The sequence below is a fragment of the Caulobacter sp. CCH9-E1 genome (assembly GCF_001556515.1).
Classification (GTDB): Bacteria; Pseudomonadota; Alphaproteobacteria; order Caulobacterales; family Caulobacteraceae; genus Caulobacter.
Genome location: NZ_LSJA01000291.1, coordinates 1 through 15,900, shown reverse-complemented (window position 1 = coordinate 15,900; position 15,900 = coordinate 1). Strand labels below are relative to the sequence as shown.

Annotated in this window: 16 protein-coding genes; 8 read left to right on the top strand and 8 right to left on the bottom strand. The window is 68.4% G+C overall.

Going from position 1 to position 15,900, the window contains the following annotated elements; translation table 11 throughout:
* Window positions 1-123 precede the first annotated feature (123 nt).
* Complete coding sequence (locus AX690_RS16355) at window positions 124-1,914, bottom strand: M3 family oligoendopeptidase (RefSeq protein WP_066684391.1); 1,791 nt, start codon at window positions 1,912-1,914, stop codon at window positions 124-126.
* Window positions 1,915-2,130: 216 nt separating this feature from the next.
* On the opposite strand from AX690_RS16355, the gene AX690_RS16350 reads away from it, so the two are divergent.
* From AX690_RS16350 to AX690_RS16345, 3 genes are read left to right on the top strand one after another with little or no spacing between them, the layout of a single operon-like run.
* The gene (locus AX690_RS16350) at window positions 2,131-3,597 is read left to right on the top strand and encodes a sigma-54 dependent transcriptional regulator (protein ID WP_066684392.1); all 1,467 of its coding nucleotides are present in this window, start codon (window positions 2,131-2,133) and stop codon (window positions 3,595-3,597) included.
* A gap of 3 nt (window positions 3,598-3,600) precedes the next feature.
* Window positions 3,601-3,741: a hypothetical protein gene (locus AX690_RS24300; RefSeq protein WP_197426887.1), complete on the top strand. Its 141-nt coding sequence runs from the start codon at window positions 3,601-3,603 to the stop codon at window positions 3,739-3,741.
* A 54-nt stretch (window positions 3,742-3,795) separates the two neighbouring features.
* Entirely contained in the window at window positions 3,796-5,175 is a 1,380-nt protein-coding gene (locus AX690_RS16345; RefSeq protein WP_255357078.1) for an alpha/beta hydrolase domain-containing protein, read from the top strand.
* Window positions 5,176-5,190: 15 nt separating this feature from the next.
* Here the strand turns inward: AX690_RS16345 and AX690_RS16340 are convergent, their stop codons facing one another.
* The 6 genes from AX690_RS16340 to ykgO all read right to left on the bottom strand — a co-directional run bounded on the left by AX690_RS16340 (window position 5,191) and on the right by ykgO (window position 8,513).
* On the bottom strand, window positions 5,191-5,670 hold the full coding sequence (locus AX690_RS16340; protein WP_066684395.1) for a hypothetical protein: 480 nt from the start codon (window positions 5,668-5,670) through the stop codon (window positions 5,191-5,193).
* Window positions 5,671-5,956: 286 nt separating this feature from the next.
* Window positions 5,957-6,316, bottom strand: coding sequence for a hypothetical protein (locus AX690_RS16335; protein WP_066684397.1), 360 nt, complete (start codon window positions 6,314-6,316; stop codon window positions 5,957-5,959).
* 141 nt (window positions 6,317-6,457) lie between these two features.
* Entirely contained in the window at window positions 6,458-6,727 is a 270-nt protein-coding gene (locus AX690_RS16330; RefSeq protein ID WP_066684399.1) for a DUF2312 domain-containing protein, read from the bottom strand.
* A gap of 89 nt (window positions 6,728-6,816) precedes the next feature.
* Complete coding sequence (locus AX690_RS16325) at window positions 6,817-7,692, bottom strand: NAD(P)-dependent oxidoreductase (protein WP_066684403.1); 876 nt, start codon at window positions 7,690-7,692, stop codon at window positions 6,817-6,819.
* A gap of 75 nt (window positions 7,693-7,767) precedes the next feature.
* Window positions 7,768-8,388 (bottom strand): HAD family phosphatase, encoded by a 621-nt coding sequence (locus AX690_RS16320; RefSeq protein WP_066684406.1) that lies wholly within the window; start codon window positions 8,386-8,388, stop codon window positions 7,768-7,770.
* The gene (gene ykgO, locus AX690_RS16315; protein ID WP_004616427.1) at window positions 8,388-8,513 is read right to left on the bottom strand and encodes a type B 50S ribosomal protein L36; all 126 of its coding nucleotides are present in this window, start codon (window positions 8,511-8,513) and stop codon (window positions 8,388-8,390) included. The genes AX690_RS16320 and ykgO overlap by 1 nt, the downstream gene beginning before the upstream one ends.
* A gap of 203 nt (window positions 8,514-8,716) precedes the next feature.
* Between ykgO and AX690_RS16310 the strand changes: the two genes are divergently transcribed.
* Window positions 8,717-10,015, top strand: coding sequence for a lytic murein transglycosylase (locus tag AX690_RS16310; protein ID WP_066684409.1), 1,299 nt, complete (start codon window positions 8,717-8,719; stop codon window positions 10,013-10,015).
* Here the strand turns inward: AX690_RS16310 and AX690_RS16305 are convergent.
* Window positions 10,005-10,850, bottom strand: coding sequence for an aldose 1-epimerase (locus AX690_RS16305; RefSeq protein WP_066684412.1), 846 nt, complete (start codon window positions 10,848-10,850; stop codon window positions 10,005-10,007). The genes AX690_RS16310 and AX690_RS16305 overlap by 11 nt on opposite strands.
* Before the next feature lie 408 nt (window positions 10,851-11,258).
* On the opposite strand from AX690_RS16305, the gene AX690_RS16300 reads away from it, so the two are divergent.
* The 4 genes from AX690_RS16300 to AX690_RS16285 all read left to right on the top strand — a co-directional run.
* Window positions 11,259-11,759, top strand: coding sequence for an RNA polymerase sigma factor (locus tag AX690_RS16300; protein WP_231732223.1), 501 nt, complete (start codon window positions 11,259-11,261; stop codon window positions 11,757-11,759).
* An 85-nt stretch (window positions 11,760-11,844) separates the two neighbouring features.
* Complete coding sequence (locus AX690_RS16295) at window positions 11,845-12,822, top strand: FecR domain-containing protein (RefSeq protein WP_066684418.1); 978 nt, start codon at window positions 11,845-11,847, stop codon at window positions 12,820-12,822.
* A 108-nt stretch (window positions 12,823-12,930) separates the two neighbouring features.
* Window positions 12,931-15,243 (top strand): TonB-dependent receptor, encoded by a 2,313-nt coding sequence (locus AX690_RS16290; protein ID WP_066684421.1) that lies wholly within the window; start codon window positions 12,931-12,933, stop codon window positions 15,241-15,243.
* A 125-nt stretch (window positions 15,244-15,368) separates the two neighbouring features.
* The coding region (locus AX690_RS16285; RefSeq protein ID WP_156449706.1) for a glycosyltransferase family 2 protein at window positions 15,369-15,900 on the top strand (532 nt) is incomplete at its 3' end.

Genomic DNA, 15,900 nt, shown 5'->3' with positions numbered 1-15,900 from the left:
CCTTCTCCCCTTGCGGGAGAAGGTGTCGCGAAGCGACGGATGAGGGGTCGCGCGGACAGTCGGAGAAACCCCTCATCCGACCGCCTGCGGCGGCCACCTTCTCCCACAGGGGCAGAAGGACGCTCACACCAAGGCTTCGAACTCATCCACCAGCCGTTCCAGCTGGGCGCAGCCCGCCGCCCAGAACGCCTTCTCGCGAGGGTTCAGGCCGAACGGCTTCAAGGCCTCTACATAGGTGCGCGCGCCCCCCGCCGCGAGCATCTCCTCGTAGAGCGGCGCGAAGGCGACCGGATCCTCGCGCCGCTTCTCCATCAGGCCGCGCACCAGGAGGTCCCCGAACGCATAGGCGTAGACGTAGAACGGCGCGTGGCAGAAGTGGCTGACATAGGCCCAGTAATGCTCGTAGCCGGCGTTCAGCTTCACGGCCGGTCCCAGGCTTTCACCCATCACGTCCAGCCACAGGGCCCCGATCTGGTCGGACGACAGCTCGCCCTCCAGCCGCGCCTCGTGGAAGCGGCGCTCGAAGCGGTGGAAGGCGATCTGGCGGACGACGGTGTTGAGGCCGTCCTCGATCTTGCCGGCCAGCAGGCCCTTGCGGTCCTCGGGCGAGGCTTCCGCCAGCAGGCGGTCGAACACCAGGCCTTCACCGAAGATGGAGGCCGTCTCGGCCAGGGTCAGCGGCGTGTCGGCCAGCAGGGTGCCCAGCGGCTGGCACAGGGTCTGGTGCACCGCGTGGCCCAGCTCGTGGGCCAGGGTCAGCACGTCGCGTCGCTCGCCCATGTAGTTCATGAACACGAACGGATGGCGGTCGGCCGTCACCGGATGAGCGAAGGCGCCTGACTGCTTGCCCGGACGGGGCTTGGCGTCGATCCACGGCTTGTCGAAGAAGACCCGGGCGGCGTCGGCGAACTGGGGCGCCAGGTCCTGGAAGCTCTCCAGCACCATGCCCTTGGCCTCCTCCCAGGCGTAGTTGCGCGGGGCGGCGGCGGTCAGCGGCGCGTTGCGGTCCCAGTAGTCGAGAGCCGGGAGCCCCATGACCTTGGCCTTCAGGGCGTAATAGCGGTGCGACAGGCGCGGATAGGCCTCGACCACCGCCTGTTCCAGGGCGTCGACCGCGTCGGCGTCGACCTCGTTGGCCAGGTGCCGCGACTGGGCGGGCGTCTCGTAATGACGCCAGCGGTCCTCGACCTGCTTTTCGAAGGCCAGGGTGTTCAGCACGAGCGCCTGGGTCGAGGCGCGCTCCTCCAGCGCTTTCGCCAGGCCGTCGGCGGCGGCCTTGCGGCGCGCGACGTCGGGGTCGGACAGGCGGTTCAGCGCCTCGGCCAGGGTCAGACTCTCGTCGCCGACATTCGCTGTGAGTTTAGCCAGGGTCTCGTCCCACAGCCGCACCCAGTTGGCGACGGCCGGGGCCTTGTCGACGATGAAGCGCTCCAGCTCCGGCGACAGCTCGTGCGGCCGCGACAGGCGCACACGGCGCAGCCACGGCGCCCAGCGGGCGGCCTCGGGATGAGCCTCCAGCGCCTTGGCGATCTCGCCGTCCTCCAGCTGGTTCAGCTCCAGCGTGAAGAACAGGCTCTCGGCGGCGATCTGCGACGAGCGGGCCCGCAGGTCCGCCTCGAACTTGGCCCAGGCCGGATCGTCCCGCGCGACCGACGCCGCGAGGGCGGCATAGGCGCCGACGCCCCACAGGCCGTTGGTCGCCTGCTCATAGAGCGTGATGCCGCGATCCAGCAGCACGCCCAGGCGCTGGGGCTCCTTGCGAGCCTCCAGGAACATGCCCTCCAGCGAGGCCAGCTCGTCATTGGCCGCCTTGGCGGCGGAAAGGTCGGTCTCGATGCGGGGATCGTCGCGGCCGACATAGAGATCGGCCAGGTTCCATTCGGGCGGGGCGTCGGGCTTGAAGGGCGCGTTCATGCCCAAGGAGATAGGCCTGCGCGCCCCGCCCGCGCAATGCGTCAGATCACCTGGGCCGCCATTGATCGCCGCCTTCGCCGTAAGGTATTGTTAAGCCTAAACCTTAAGGTTCGCGACACCTCTGCGAAAGCCGGCGTTTACCCCGCGAGTGTATCACTCTGAACCAACAAGAGCCTCGCTCCATGTGGGCGTGGCCGGTTCTGGTGGATGTGCCCAATGACCAAGACGGTGCTGGTCGTCGATGACGACCCGACCCAACGTCGATTGATCCAGGCGGTGCTCGAGCGCGAAGGTTTCGCCGTCTCGCACGCCGACAGCGGCGACGCTGCCATCGCGCACCTGACCTCGGGCGCGCCGGCGGATGTGATCCTGCTCGACCTCGTCATGCCCGGCCTGTCGGGCCAGGACGCCCTGGCCGAGATGCGCGCGCGCGGCTTCGCCCAGCCCGTCATCGTGCTGACCGCCAGCGGCGGTGTCGACACCGTGGTCAAGGCCATGCAGGCCGGGGCCAGCGACTTCTTCATCAAGCCGGCCAGCCCGGAACGCATCACCGTCTCGATCCGCAACGTCCTGTCGATGGGCGACCTGAAGGGCGAGGTCGAGCGCCTGACCAAGCGCGCCGTGGGCAAGACCACCTTCTCGGACCTGATCGGCGCCTCGCCGGTCATGAGCATGGTCAAGCGCATGGGCGAGCGCGCGGCCAAGAGCGCCATTCCCGTGCTGATCACGGGCGAAAGCGGTGTCGGCAAGGAGCTGATCGCCCGCGCCGTGCACGGCTCGTCCGACCGCGCCGGCAAGCCCTTCGTGGCCGTCAACTGCGGCGCCATCCCCGAGAACCTCGTGGAGTCGATCCTGTTCGGCCATGAGAAGGGATCCTTCACCGGCGCCACCGACAAGCATCTGGGCAAGTTCAAGGAGGCCGACGGCGGCACCCTGTTCCTCGACGAGGTCGGCGAGCTGCCGCTCGACGTGCAGGTCAAGCTGCTGCGCGCCCTGCAGGAGGGCGAGATCGACCCGATCGGCTCCAAGCGCTCGATCAAGGTCGACGTCCGCATCGTCTCGGCGACCAATCGCGACTTGGCCCAAGCCGTCTCGGCCGGCCGTTTCCGCGAGGACCTCTACTACCGCCTGAACGTCTTCCCGATCGAGGCCCCGTCCCTGCGCGAACGCCGCGAGGACATCCCGGCCCTGGTCGAGGCCTTTATCCGCCGTTTCAACGTCGAGGAAGGCAAGCGCGTCATCGGCGCCGCGCCGGAGACGATGCAGCTGCTGACCGCCTTCGACTGGCCCGGCAACGTCCGCCAGCTGGAGAACGCGGTCTATCGCGCCATCGTCCTGGCCGACGCGCCCTATCTGCAGCCCTACGACTTCCCGGCCATCTCGGGCCAGGCCGCGCCGCTGGAAGCCGCGGCTCCGACGCCGCCGCCGACCGCCGCCGCCATGCTGCAGGCCGCTCACGCCGCCATGGCCGCCCCTGCGGCCGAGGCGCCGGTGCGCATCCTCGACGAGCGTGGTCACCTGCGGACGCTGGAGGAGATCGAGCGCGACCTGATCCAGCACGCCATCGACGTCTATGCCGGCCACATGAGCGAGGTGGCCCGTCGCCTCGGCATCGGCCGCTCGACCCTCTATCGCAAGGTCCGCGAGCAGGGCATCGAAGTTGATCTTAAGGAAGCCGGCTGAACCATGCGTCCCACCGACACCGAACAGACGCCGCGCGACCGCGCGACCGCGCCGCTGATGATTTTCCGTCCCGTCTCGCGGGAACAGCGGCTGAAGAGCCTGCTGAAGCCGGTGCGGCCGATGGGGAAGATGCCGCGCCGCTGAGGCGGCCACCGCTCGATAACTTGCCGCCGGCTGGGAATTCTGGCCCATGAACGCATGCGTTCATGCTTGCTCCGCGCCGCGCTCGTCGCTGTCAGCGTTTCAATTCTCTCCGCCGGCGGAAGCACGCTGGCTCAAGATCTGACCTGGGCCCCCGTCGAGGCGAAGGAGCCTCCGGGAAGCCCGGGCCGTCTCTACCCCTTCTTCGCCACAAACCGCGACTTGGCCTTCGAAGGCTATGTCGAGCAGGAATTCCTGGTCTCTGGCCAAGCGACGCCACTATCGACAGCGTATGGGGCGGAACCCGGCGAACGCGCGCTTCAAAGCGGCCCGACGAAACCTTTCAAGACACGGGCGCTTATCCGCAGACCCGAGCGCCCGGAGCGCTTCAACGGCGTCGTCGTCCTCGAATGGCTGAACACCTCAAACGGCTTCGACGCAGACAACGTCTGGCTGGCCTTGCAGGATCATCTGGTCGCAGCGGGATACGCCTGGATCGGCGTATCGGCTCAAGGCTTCGGTGGAACCGAGGCTCTTAGCGCCTGGAGTCCGGCGCGGTATGGCGATCTGCGCATCGAGAACGGCGGCGCGATGGCGCGAGAGCCTCTATCGCTGGATATCTTTCGTCAAATCGCAGCCGCAGTTCGCCGCGGCGACTTGATCGGCCCTCAGCCCAAGACGGTGATCGCCGCCGGCCAGTCTCAAGCGGCGATCTGGCTGGCGAGCTACATCAATGGCGGCCTGGCCGACACGGGATCAATCGACGGCTTTCTCCTGGTCTCGGCGACCAGCGCCAAGATCGATCCCGCCACGCCCGCTCCCGTATTGCGCATCGTCGCCGAGGGCGACGCCGCCGGAGCCGACGCCGAGAACCAGCCGGAGGACTCCCCTCGCTTTCGCCAGTGGGAGATCGCCGGCGCCTCTCACGTGGATCGCCATCTGCGCGCCGCGCGAGAGCCTGTCCAGCTGCGCGATTTGGGCACGTCGGTCCAGGCGGCGATCGGGCCGAAATGCTCGGTCGCCGCGATCGGAACCACGACCTCGGCCTACATGGTCGAGGCGTCTGGATTGGATAAGCTCGTCAGCTGGTCGCGAGGAGGCCCGCCGCCTCCCAAAGCGCCCCGCCTCATAAGGCAGCTCGACCACGAAGGCCGTTTGCGGAGGGACCCAGCTGGCCTCGCCTTGGGCGGAATTCGGCTTCCCGAGGTCGCGGTGCCAGTCGGTCTGAACGTTGGCAGAAATACGGGAGCGGCGGCTTGCGGCGCACAGGGCTATTATCAGCCCTTCCCGATATCCAAGTTGCGAGGCCTGTACCCGACCACGAGGGCCTACCGTCGAGCGGTCGAGCGCGCCGTCCGCGAAAACGTTTCCGCCGGATTCCTTTTGCCGAGAGACGGCGAGCTGATCAGAAGGGCCGCCGGCAAAGCGTCTTGGTGACCGCTTGAGAGCGGTCTACAGCCCCGCCGCGACGCTGACGCGCTCTTCGTCCTCGGCCTCGGCGCGCGGGGCTTCGGCGTTGGTCAGGTCCAGGCGGATCCAGCCGGGGCCGGAGCGGCGCGTCAGGCCCTCGGCCGCCATGGTTTCCAACTCGCGACCAACCGCCGTCGGCGTCACCGGGCGGCTCCAGCGATGGTCCAGCTGGCGAGCGATCTCGGCTTCGTTAAGGCCCGGCGACTGGGCCAGGGCCATCAGGATCATGTCGCGCGTGGTGCGGCCGCGGCGGCCGCGGCGGCTGGGCTGGGGCGCGGCGAACGGCGCCGGCTCACCCGACGACAGACGCTCGGCCATGCCGGCCTGCTTGAGGGCGTCGAGCGCCAGCACGATGGCGCGCAGCTCGCTTTCGAACGGCGCCTGGGCGCGTCGCTGCGCCTCGATCATGCGGTTTTCGAGCTCCGACTTGCGGCGCATCAGCATCTGATAGGTGGTCGCCATAGTCCCTAATCCAGCGAATGGCAGGGTTCACTCTGCGCCGAGCCAGGCCCAAGGACCCGTGCGCATCGAGGGCGGGCCGCCGTGAGCACGCGACCCGGAACCCTACGTCCATTAAGACTTTAAACCATTACAATCGTTTGTATTTTCTAGGCGTATGATTACCAAGGCCTTAACGCGAAGGGGCGAACGGCGGTTTTTGGTAAGCCTTTCGGGAATTATTTAGGGTGGCGTCGAAAATCACGACACACGCCATCCGGGTTGTGTTCAGCTTCCTCCGAAGCGGCGATCACTCATCGTCCTCTGGACGCGACATTTCGCGGCGCGCGGCGCGTCCGAAGCCGCCGCCCCGACGCATCGGCTTGCGGGCTCCCTTGGCGTCAGCGGGCCCGTCGCCCTTGGCCTTGGCGGCGATTTCCTTGAGTTTGATGGCTTGGTTGCCCGACAGGGCCTGGCCCCGCGCGCCCTTTTCGGGGTCGGCGAAGGCGCGGCCGTAGGTCTCGACGCGCTGGGCGACGCTGGTCAGGAACTCGCCCTCCCACTCGGAGAGCTCGACGCCCGACTTCTCGGCCGCGCGGCGGGCGCGCTTCAGCGCGTTCAGCGCTGCCCGCTTGGCTTGCTCCTTGGGATTGGGCGGCTTGGCGCGCATGGCCGGGACGCTAGCGCGATCCTTCTCCCATGGGGAGAGGGGCAGGGGTGAGAGGGTAAGGCGTCAGTCGCCCAAACCCCTCACCCTTCCCATCGCCGCGCGATGGGTCCTTCCCTCTCCCTCTGGGAGAGGGACGCATTCCTAGATCTCGCCGATGGCCGACAGATAGAGGTCGAGGATCGCGTCCTCTTCCTGGCGCTTGGCGCGGTCCTGCTTGCGCAGGCGGACGACCTTCTTGAGGATCTTCACGTCGAAGCCGTTGCCCTTGGCCTCGGCGTAGACTTCCTTCATCTGCTCCATGATCTCGGTCTTCTCGACCTCGAGGCGCTCGACGCGCTCGATGATCGACTTCAGCTGGTTCTGGGCGGTGGAGTTCAGGACGTCGGCGTGGGGAATGGCGTCGTCGGCCATGGGGCGGTCTCGCGGAAAGGCTGGAAATCGGAGGCGCGGAACCTAGTTCGAAGCCGCGCCGCTGGGAAGCGCGATTCAGCGACCGTCCACTACCTTCCTTCCACCCGTCCGCGCGCCACCTCGGCCAGGGCCGCCAGGTCGAGATCCTTGTCCTCTCCGCCGAGCAGCATCTCCAGGCTCGCCTCGGCCAGATCGGCCTGCGGCATCGACAGCCCCTTGGCCTCGGCGGCGTCGAGCACGAGGCGCACGTCCTTGAGGCCCAGCGCGGCGCCAAAGCCTGGCGGGCTATACCGGCGCTCGGCGATCATGGCGCCGTAGATCTTGTAGATCGGCGCAGCGAACAGTGTGCTGCTCAGCATGTCCAAGAGCTCCGGCGCGGGCACGCCATAGGCTTCGCCCAGCGCCACGGCCTCGCCCATCGACTCGATGGCCGAGACGATCATGAAGTTGCCGGCCAGCTTCAGGGCGTTGGCGCGGACGGGATCCTCGCCCAGCGGCCAGACCTTGGCGGCCAGCATTTCCAGCACCGGCATGGCGGTCGCGACGGCGTCGGGCGCGCCGGCGGCCAGGACGTTCAACCCGCCGGCCTGCGCCACCGGAGGGCGGCCGAACACGGGGGAGGCCACATAGCCGAGGCCAAGCTCGGCGTGCAGCGCGGCCAGCTCGCCGGCCAGGGCGGTCGAGATGGTGGCGAGATTGACGTGGACCACGCCCTTGCGCGCGCGGGCCAGGACGCCGCTGTCGAGCAGCACGTCCTTCACCGCCTGGTCGTGCGCCAGCATCGAGAGGACGATATCGGCCTCGAACGCTTCATCGACATCGGCGGCGGGGGTCGCGCCCTCGGCGGCCAGTGCGTCGACAATGGCGCGCGAGCGGTTCCACACCGTCACTTTCACGCCCTTGGCCAGCAGATTGCGCACCATGGCCGCGCCCATGGCGCCGAGGCCGATCATCGAGACGTTCATGGGAGGCTCCGCACTGTGTACGGGCCCCAGATAGGCGTCTTCGCCCCACCGCGCCATGGCGGCGGGAGGCCTTTGTCAGATCAGGCCGTGCGCCGCGACCGCGCCGCGCAGTTGCGCGGGGTCGGTGAAGTGGTGGGTGTGGAAGCCGATGGCGTCCGCGGCGGCGATGTTGGCGGCGCTGTCGTCGATGAACAGCAGGTCGCCGGCCGACAGACCCGTTCGCTCCAGCACGATCTCGTAGATCCGGCGGTCGGGCTTGATGACCTTCTCGTCGCCCGAGACGATCGCGTCGCGGAACAAGCCGAAGTGGGCGGGCGAGATCGCCTGCACGCCCGGCCACTTGCTTTGCGGCATGTTGGTCAGGGCGAACTGCGGCACGTCGCGGGCGGCCAGCGCCTCGATCACGGCGGCGGTCTCGGGGATCGGGCCCGACAGCATCTCGTCGAAGCGTTCGTCCCAGGCGCGGATCTCGGCTTCGTGCTCGGGGAATCGCGCGATCAGCGGCGCGGCGTTCCGGACGAAGTCGACGCCCTTATCGTGCTCGACGTGCCAATCCAGGGTGCAGACATGCGAAAGGAACCGGTCGATATCGGCCGGTTCCTTGAAAATCTTCGCGTAGAGTGCGCGGGGGTCCCAGCGCACGATGACATTGCCGACATCCCAGAGAACGGCTCTGGGAGACGCGGCAGTCGTCATCAGCCCTGCTTGGCCTTGAAGCGCGGGTCGGTCTTGTTGATGATGTAGATGACGCCCTTGCGGCGAACCATCTTGCAGTCGCGGTGGCGACCCTTCAGCGACTTCAGCGAGCTGCGAACCTTCATGACCGTCTCTGTACTCAGCGGAGAGGTTCGGGCGCGCCAAGAGAGCGGCCGGAACATCCGGGTGTTTCGGAGGCGGTGCGTATAAGTGCGACGGGCCGTTGAGTCAATGCGCTCCAGGGCTCTCACGCATGTTTGAGGGAACTTACCCCGGGCCGCGCGCTTGTGATTGAACCCATCGTCCGAACGCCGGTAGCTTCCCCCGCATGGCTCTTGATCGTCGCGTCTTTCTTGTCCTGTTCCTTGCTGGCTGCGCTGAGACCGCTCCGCATCCGCCGATGACCCCGGCCCCGGCGCCGCAAACCGCGCCGCAATCCCAAGCGCCGCAGACGCCCTCCGCCGCCCCGCCGACGCCCGCTGACGCCGAGACTCTAGCCTTCGACGCTTGGCTGTCGGACTTCAGGCCTCGCGCCATCGCCGCCGGTGTCTCGCCGCAGGTGTTCGATCGCGAGCTCTCTGGCGTCACGCCCAATCCCAGAGTCATCAGCCTGGACAGCCGGCAGCCGGAGTTCTCCAAGCCCGTGGGCGCCTATATCGCCGGCGTGATCAGCGACGACCGCATCGCCATCGGCCGCGCTAAGCGCGAGCAGCTGGCCTTCCTGCCGCAGATCGAGGCGCGTTATGGCGTGCCGCGCGACATCTTGCTGGCGGTCTGGGCCATGGAGTCGGCGTTCGGCAAGCTGCAGGGCGATTTTGACGTCGTCCGCTCGATGGCCAGCCTGGCCTACGACGGTCGCCGACGCGCCTGGGCCGAAGGCGAACTGATCGCCGCCCTGAAGATCATCGAATCGGGCGAGGACACCCGCGAGCAACTGAAGGGTTCCTGGGCCGGAGCCATGGGTCAGACCCAGTTTCTCCCGTCGAGCTACCGCGCGACGGCCGTCGACTTCGACGGCGACGGCCGGCGCGACATCTGGGGCTCGGACGCCGACTCCCTGGCCTCGGCCGCCAATCTTCTGGTCAAGGGCGGCTGGAAGCCCGGCGTGGGCTGGGCCCAGGAAGTGATCCTGCCCGCCGGCTTCGACTACGCCCTGGCCGAAGGCCCGCGCGAGATTCCGGCCTGGTGGGAAGAAAAAGGCGTTCGTCGCGCCGACGGACTGCCCTGGACCGAGGCGGACGCCGCCCAGCCCGCCGGCCTGATCCTGCCCGCGGGCGCGGCCGGTCCAGCGTTCCTGGCCCTGCCGAACCACTTCGCGATCCGGACCTACAACAACTCGACGTCCTACGCCCTGGGCATCGGCCTCTTGGCCGACCGCTTCGGCGGCGGCGGACCGCTGGTTACCGCCTGGCCGCAGGAGACCGCGCTGTCGCTGTCGGACCGCATGGCCGCCCAGATGGCCCTCGCCCGCGTCGGCTTCAATCCCGGCCCCGCCGACGGCGTGATCGGCGCGGGCACCCGCAAGGCCTTGCGCGCCTGGCAGCAGAGCCAGCAGCTGCCGGCCGACGGCTACATGTCGAGCGACATGGTCGCCCGGCTGAAGGCCCAGGCCGGCATCACGCCGTAGCGATCTCCATCCAGATCGAGCGGCTTTCGCCCGGCTGCAACACGACCATGCCGGTGTCGCCCTCGCCGAACGGGTTTGGGCGGCTGGCGCAGGGTTCGACGCATAGGAAGTCCTCGCCCGGCGGGACATAGACGTGCAGCCAGCGACATTCCGGCGAGGCGGTGATCACCGTCTCCGGCCGCCCAGGCGCGCGCAGCACCGCCCGCTGGTCCCAGCCGGTGTAGCAGTGATCGATCAGGCCATGCCCCTCGACCGCCGCGCCGGCCGCCCAGTCGGCCTCCCACGGCCCCGGATGATGCTCGGTCGGCAGGACTTCGGTGTCGATCAGCCAGACGCCGTCATTGGCGGCGGTCAGGGTCTCGCCCGGGCGGCGCGGGAAATAGGGATGGAAGCCCAGGCCCGCCGGCATCGCCGTGTCGCTGGTGTTGATCACCGTCAGCTGGGCGCGGAAACCTGAGTCGAGCAGATGGAAGCGCTGCTCGGCGCGATAGGCCCAGGGCCAGGCGTCCGGCGCGTGCTGGTAGGACAGCAGCGCCTCGCCGTCGGCGGCGTGTTCGACGGTCCAGGCCGAGCGCCAGCCCTGGCCGTGCAGCGGGTGCGGGTGTCCCGCCAGGTTCGGCGGCAGCACAACCTCGCGCCCTTCGAACACGAACCGGCCGTGCGGGATGCGGTTGCAGAACGGGACCAGCGGAAAGCAGGCCGTCATCAGGGCGTCGCTCGTCCCAGCCGCCGCGGGCCGCAGCACGTCACGACCGCCGACCGTGAAGCCCGAGACGGCGCCGCCGACCTCGGGAACGAACGACAGACTGGCCTGGCCCTTGTCGATGACGGTCATGCGGCGGCTCCCGAAGATTGACGCCGCATCGGTAGGATCATTCGCCGCGGAGGCCAAGCGCGATGGGAGCGCTACCGTGACGATCGTGGCGGCGGCGACAGGCGCTGGCGTCAGACAACCCAAACACGACCCGCGCGACATTTCGCCACATGATGCAGAGCCTATTCGAGCAAGGTTACGCCCTTCGCGGGTCCCTGTTCGTCTCGAGACGCGACGCGACAGGGCTTTTCGCGCTCAAGGCGCAGACCCCGGAGACCTCGCCAAAGAGACGTTGCTCGACACCGGTGTCCTGCAGTCGCAACAAACGATCGTCTTTCCGCTCAAAAGATGGATATTGCTGCGGCCTGTGGGGGACAGCGTGGTGTGGAAGCGGGTGATCTTTTGAGCGCAACAGGCTCGGACAAGGCCGTGCTGTTGAGCCTTTATGAGGAGAAGCGGGCCAATCTGGTGCGCTTCTTCGCCGCGCGACTGAGCTCGCGCGCCGAGGCGGAGGACCTGGTGCAGGATCTCTATCTGCGGCTTATGGCGATGGAGGCGGACAGCGCGGTGGACAACCCGTCCGCCCTGCTGCACCGCATCGGCTCGAACCTCATGCTGGATCGCCTGCGCAGCCAGAAACGCTCTGGCGCGCGCGACCATGACTGGCGCGAAGCCAATACGACGGTCCTGGCGGGACACGAGGTCGCCGATGAGCCGGCGGCCGATGAAGTCGTCCATTCCCGGCAACGCCTGAGAGCCCTGGTCGAGGCCGTGGACGACCTTCCGGAAAAGACCCGCCACGCCTTCCAACTGCACAAGCTGGAGGGCCTCAGCCATGCCGAGACAGCCCGTCGCATGGGCATCAGCACCAGTACGGTGGAAAAGCACATAAGCTCGGCCCTAAAGACCCTGACGAGGCGACTGCGTTGATTTATGCATCTCTCAATAGAGGGCGGGGCATCGTCGCGACGTCCTTCCCGTGGGGGATGATGGATCCTCGTCGGAGCAAAGCCGGATGAGCCGGTCAGCGCAGCATCTGCAAGAGGCGGCCGATTGGCTGACCCGATTGCAGCGGCCGGAGGTCGATGAGACCGACTGGCTGGCGTTTGACGCCTGGCTTTCCGAGCCGGGCGCGCAGGAGGCGTATGACGCCATCCAGGCCGTCGACGAGGAGATCTTCCAGCGAGGGGCGGCCGTCCGGGGGGAATTGGCCGAACCCAGGCGCGCCGCGGCCAAGCCGGCGTTCACGATCGACTGGCGTTGGCTGGGCGGTCTGGGCGCCGCCGCCGCCGCGGCCGCCATCGCGATCACGGTGGCGCCGTGGGGCGAACTGCTGCCCCAGCCCGATACGCTCTACACCACCGCCAAGGGTGAAAGCCGCACCCTGGACCTGGCCGACGGCACCCGCATCGACCTGAACACCGACTCGCACGTGTCGGTCCGTCTGGAGAAGGACGCTCGTCGCGTCACGGTCCACGAGGGCCAGGCCCTGTTCGACGTGGCGCATGACAGCGCCCGTCCCTTCCTGATCACCGCCGGCGACGAGACGGTGCGGGTGCTCGGCACCAAGTTCGACGTGCGCCGCCGCGACGGCCAGCTCAGCGTCACCGTCCTGCGCGGCCTGGTCGAGGTCTCGACCGACGGCGAAGACACGCCCGTCCGACTGCGTCCCGGCCAGATGCTGGAGCATGTGGAAGGCGCGTCCGGCGTCTCGGTGCGGTCGGTCGCCGCCGAGGATCAGGTGGGCTGGCGCTCGGGTCGCTTGGTCTATCGTGACCAGCCGCTGGCTCGGATCGTCGGCGACATGAACCACTATTTCGACCGCCCCCTTCGCCTCGAAGGGGAAAATACGGCCACGCTGCGGTTTTCCGGCGTATTGATCGTGGATAGTCAGGATGCGATGGTTCGCCGCCTGACCAGCCTGATGCCTATTTCGGCGACGCCGACCGATGATGCCATTGTCCTGCGCGGAAGGCCGTCCGCTTCGAACTGACGCGCGTAGGCGGGCCTGCTCCTGAGACGGGCCCTTCTCCTTTTCGCCGCCAGCGTCCTGGGACTTGGCCTTAGCGGACGCGGCGCCGCCGCCGCTGTCGATGGCCGCGTGCGCCTGGACATCCGCCAGACGACCACCTCGGAAACCTTGATCGAGCTGGGCGTCCGCATGGGCGTCAGCGTCGGCGGCGTCGAGGCCTGCAAGGGCCCAGGCGTTCCCCTGGTCGGGTCGTTCACGCTGCGCGAGGCCCTCGACCGCGCCGTGGCCGGACGCGGTTGCGCCTACGCTCTGGTCGACGCGCGCACGGTCCGCCTTTCTCCGCTCAAACCCCCGGCCCGCCCTCAGGTGGTCGCCCGCCCCGTCGCGCCGACCGCGATCGAGCCTGTCGCCCCTCTGGCGCCGCTGATCATCACGGCCGGCAAGCGTCCCGCGCGACTGGGCAGCCTGCCGGGCGGCGTCAGCGTCATCGGCTCGCCCCAGCTGCAGGACACCGGGGTCGGCGAGACCGGTTCGGTGGCGCGCCAGACCGCCGGCTTCATCACCACCAACCTGGGCGCGGCGCGCAACAAGATCCTGCTGCGCGGGCTGTCGGACGGCACCTTCACCGGACGCACCCAGTCGACGGTGGGGACCTATCTCGACGACCTGCCGGTCAACTACAACGCCCCCGACCCCGACCTTCGGCTGATCGACGTCGAGCGCGTCGAGGTGCTGCGCGGCCCGCAAGGCGCGCTCTACGGCGGCGGCTCGCTCAGCGGCATCTACCGCATCGTCACCCGCGCGCCCGAGCTCGGCGCCTATTCCGCCTCGGCCGGCGCGACCTTCGCCGATACCGAGTCGGGCTCCAACAGCTATCGCTTCGAAGGCGTGGTCAACGTGCCGACCAGCGCCCAGTCGGCCCTGCGGGCGACGCTCTACCACGACGTCGACGGCGGTTACCTGGACGACGTGAACCTGCGCTTGTCCAACGTGGACAAGACCACGCGCCGGGGCGGCCGCGTGGCTTGGCGAGTCGAGCGGGGCGAATGGGAGCTCCGGCTGGGCGTCGCCGGCCAGAGCGTCTCGTCCAAGGACACCCAGTACGTCACCCTGGCCCCCAGCGGTCCTCGCCGCGCCAACCAGGTGCGCGAGACGCATCGCAACCGGCTCGGCCAGACCTCGCTGAAGATCAGCGGTTCGGGCGATTGGGGGCAGTTCGAATCCGTGACCGGTTACGTCGCCCACAAGTTCGCCAGCCGTTACGACGCCACCCTGGCCCTGACGCAGTTCGCCGAGGCGGGCGTGGAGCTGGGCCTGTACGACGAAAGCTCGCGGGTGCGGATGGCCGTCCAGGACGCGCTCTACACCGGTCCGGAGCGAGGCCGGCTGCGCTGGATGGTCGGCCTTTTCGCCGCCAACAGCATCGAGGAGGGCGACGCGGGCCTTCGCGCCCGGAGCTCGAACGTCACCCGCACGGTCTATAATGAGAACCGCAAGGACCTGCTGAACGAGTACGCGGTCTATGGCGAGGCCAGTTACGACCTCGGGGCCGGCTGGAAGGCCTCGGTGGGCGGACGCCGGTTCAAGACCACGGTCCACACGCGATCCCACGTGCTGGCGCCGTCTCCCGGGACTTCGCGGGATCTCGATCGCAAGGCGTCGTTCAGCGGCTTCTCGCCCAAGGTCTCGCTGCAGCGCGATCTGTCCGGCGGCGGCATGATCTATCTGCTGACCTCGGAGGGCTATCGCGCCGGCGGGTTCAACTCCGGGGGACTGGTGGTCCCCGCGCCGACGCGCCGCGTGTTCCACCCCGACCACCTGCGCAACTACGAGATCGGCGCCACCCTGACCCCGTTCCGAGGCCGCCTGAACCTGCGCACGGCGCTTTTCTACGACGACTGGCGCAACATACAGACCGACCAGTACTTCCCCTCGGGCCTGTCCTACACCGCCAATATCGGCGACGGCCGCAATCGCGGGGTCGAGGTCGAGGCCGCCTGGCGCGCCACGAACCGCCTCACCGTTTCGGGCAACGCCCTGTTCAACGAGCCCAAGCTGACCCGCATCGCGCCGGGCTTCGGCATCGGCGCGGCGGCCAGCCTTCCCGGCGTGCCGGACGTCTCCTTCGGCAGCCTGGTCACCTACCATCGGCCGCTGACGACCGAGGCCACGCTGATGCTGACGGCCGAGACCGGCTATATCGGCCGTTCGCGCCTGACCTTTGACCCGCGCTATTCCCCGTCCATGGGCGGCTATTACACCGGCAAGGTCTCGGCCCAGGTGATGACCGACCGCTGGCGCGCGGCGGTGTTCGTCAGCAATCCCTGGAACAGCTCCAGCGACACCTTCGCCTACGGCAATCCTTTCAGCTTCGGCCAGGTCCGCCAGGTCACGCCGCAACGGCCCCGCACGTGGAGCCTATCCCTGTCGGCGAACTTCTAAGCCCGGCCGTCGCAAAGCTTGCATGTTTCTTAGCGCCGGCCCCGGGGGGAGACCGCGAACGGCGCCGTCATCTTCTGTGAGAGCGGCCGCTGGGGCGCGGGACGCTCGATCAGGGATTTCGAGTGATGACCAAGCTTACCGCGCTGCTCTGCGTCCACAACGAGGAACAGCGCCTGCCCGCCTGTCTGGCCGCCCTGTCGTTCTGCGACGAGATCGTCGTGGTCGCCGACCGCTGCAGCGACGGCACCGAAGCCATCGCGCGCCAGTACGGCGCCCGGGTGGTTTCCGGCATCTTCCCGATCGAGGGCGCGCGCAAGGACGCCGGCCTGGCGCGCTGCACCGGCGACTGGATCCTGGAGCTGGACGCCGACGAGGGCGTCACCCCCGCCTTCGCCCAGGAGGTCCGCGAGACCATCGCCCGCGGCGGCGCGGCGGACTGGTATCAGGTGCCGATCGACAACTACATCGGCGACCAACTGGTCCGTCACGGCTGGGGCGGCTCGTTCGGCACGTCCTCGGCCGCGCGCCTGTTCCGTCTGGGCGTGAAGTCCTGGAAGTCCGAGCGCGTGCATCCCGGCGCGAAGCTGGACGGCGTCTACGGCGGTCGCCTGACCCAGCCGCTGCGCCACATGGTCGACGAGGACATCGGCGACATGT

Coding starts and splice junctions, on each gene's coding strand:
- AX690_RS16325 (WP_066684403.1), bottom strand. CDS start 7,692: ATGAACGTCTCGATGATCGGCCTCGGCGCCATGGGCGCGGCCATGGTG.
- AX690_RS16305 (WP_066684412.1), bottom strand. CDS start 10,850: ATGACCGTCATCGACAAGGGCCAGGCCAGTCTGTCGTTCGTTCCCGAG.
- AX690_RS16355 (WP_066684391.1), bottom strand. CDS start 1,914: ATGAACGCGCCCTTCAAGCCCGACGCCCCGCCCGAATGGAACCTGGCC.
- AX690_RS16350 (WP_066684392.1), top strand. CDS start 2,131: ATGACCAAGACGGTGCTGGTCGTCGATGACGACCCGACCCAACGTCGA.
- AX690_RS16330 (WP_066684399.1), bottom strand. CDS start 6,727: ATGGCCGACGACGCCATTCCCCACGCCGACGTCCTGAACTCCACCGCC.
- AX690_RS16295 (WP_066684418.1), top strand. CDS start 11,845: ATGAGCCGGTCAGCGCAGCATCTGCAAGAGGCGGCCGATTGGCTGACC.
- AX690_RS24300 (WP_197426887.1), top strand. CDS start 3,601: ATGCGTCCCACCGACACCGAACAGACGCCGCGCGACCGCGCGACCGCG.
- AX690_RS16335 (WP_066684397.1), bottom strand. CDS start 6,316: ATGCGCGCCAAGCCGCCCAATCCCAAGGAGCAAGCCAAGCGGGCAGCG.
- ykgO (WP_004616427.1), bottom strand. CDS start 8,513: ATGAAGGTTCGCAGCTCGCTGAAGTCGCTGAAGGGTCGCCACCGCGAC.
- AX690_RS16320 (WP_066684406.1), bottom strand. CDS start 8,388: ATGACGACTGCCGCGTCTCCCAGAGCCGTTCTCTGGGATGTCGGCAAT.
- AX690_RS16340 (WP_066684395.1), bottom strand. CDS start 5,670: ATGGCGACCACCTATCAGATGCTGATGCGCCGCAAGTCGGAGCTCGAA.
- AX690_RS16345 (WP_255357078.1), top strand. CDS start 3,796: ATGCGTTCATGCTTGCTCCGCGCCGCGCTCGTCGCTGTCAGCGTTTCA.
- AX690_RS16310 (WP_066684409.1), top strand. CDS start 8,717: ATGGCTCTTGATCGTCGCGTCTTTCTTGTCCTGTTCCTTGCTGGCTGC.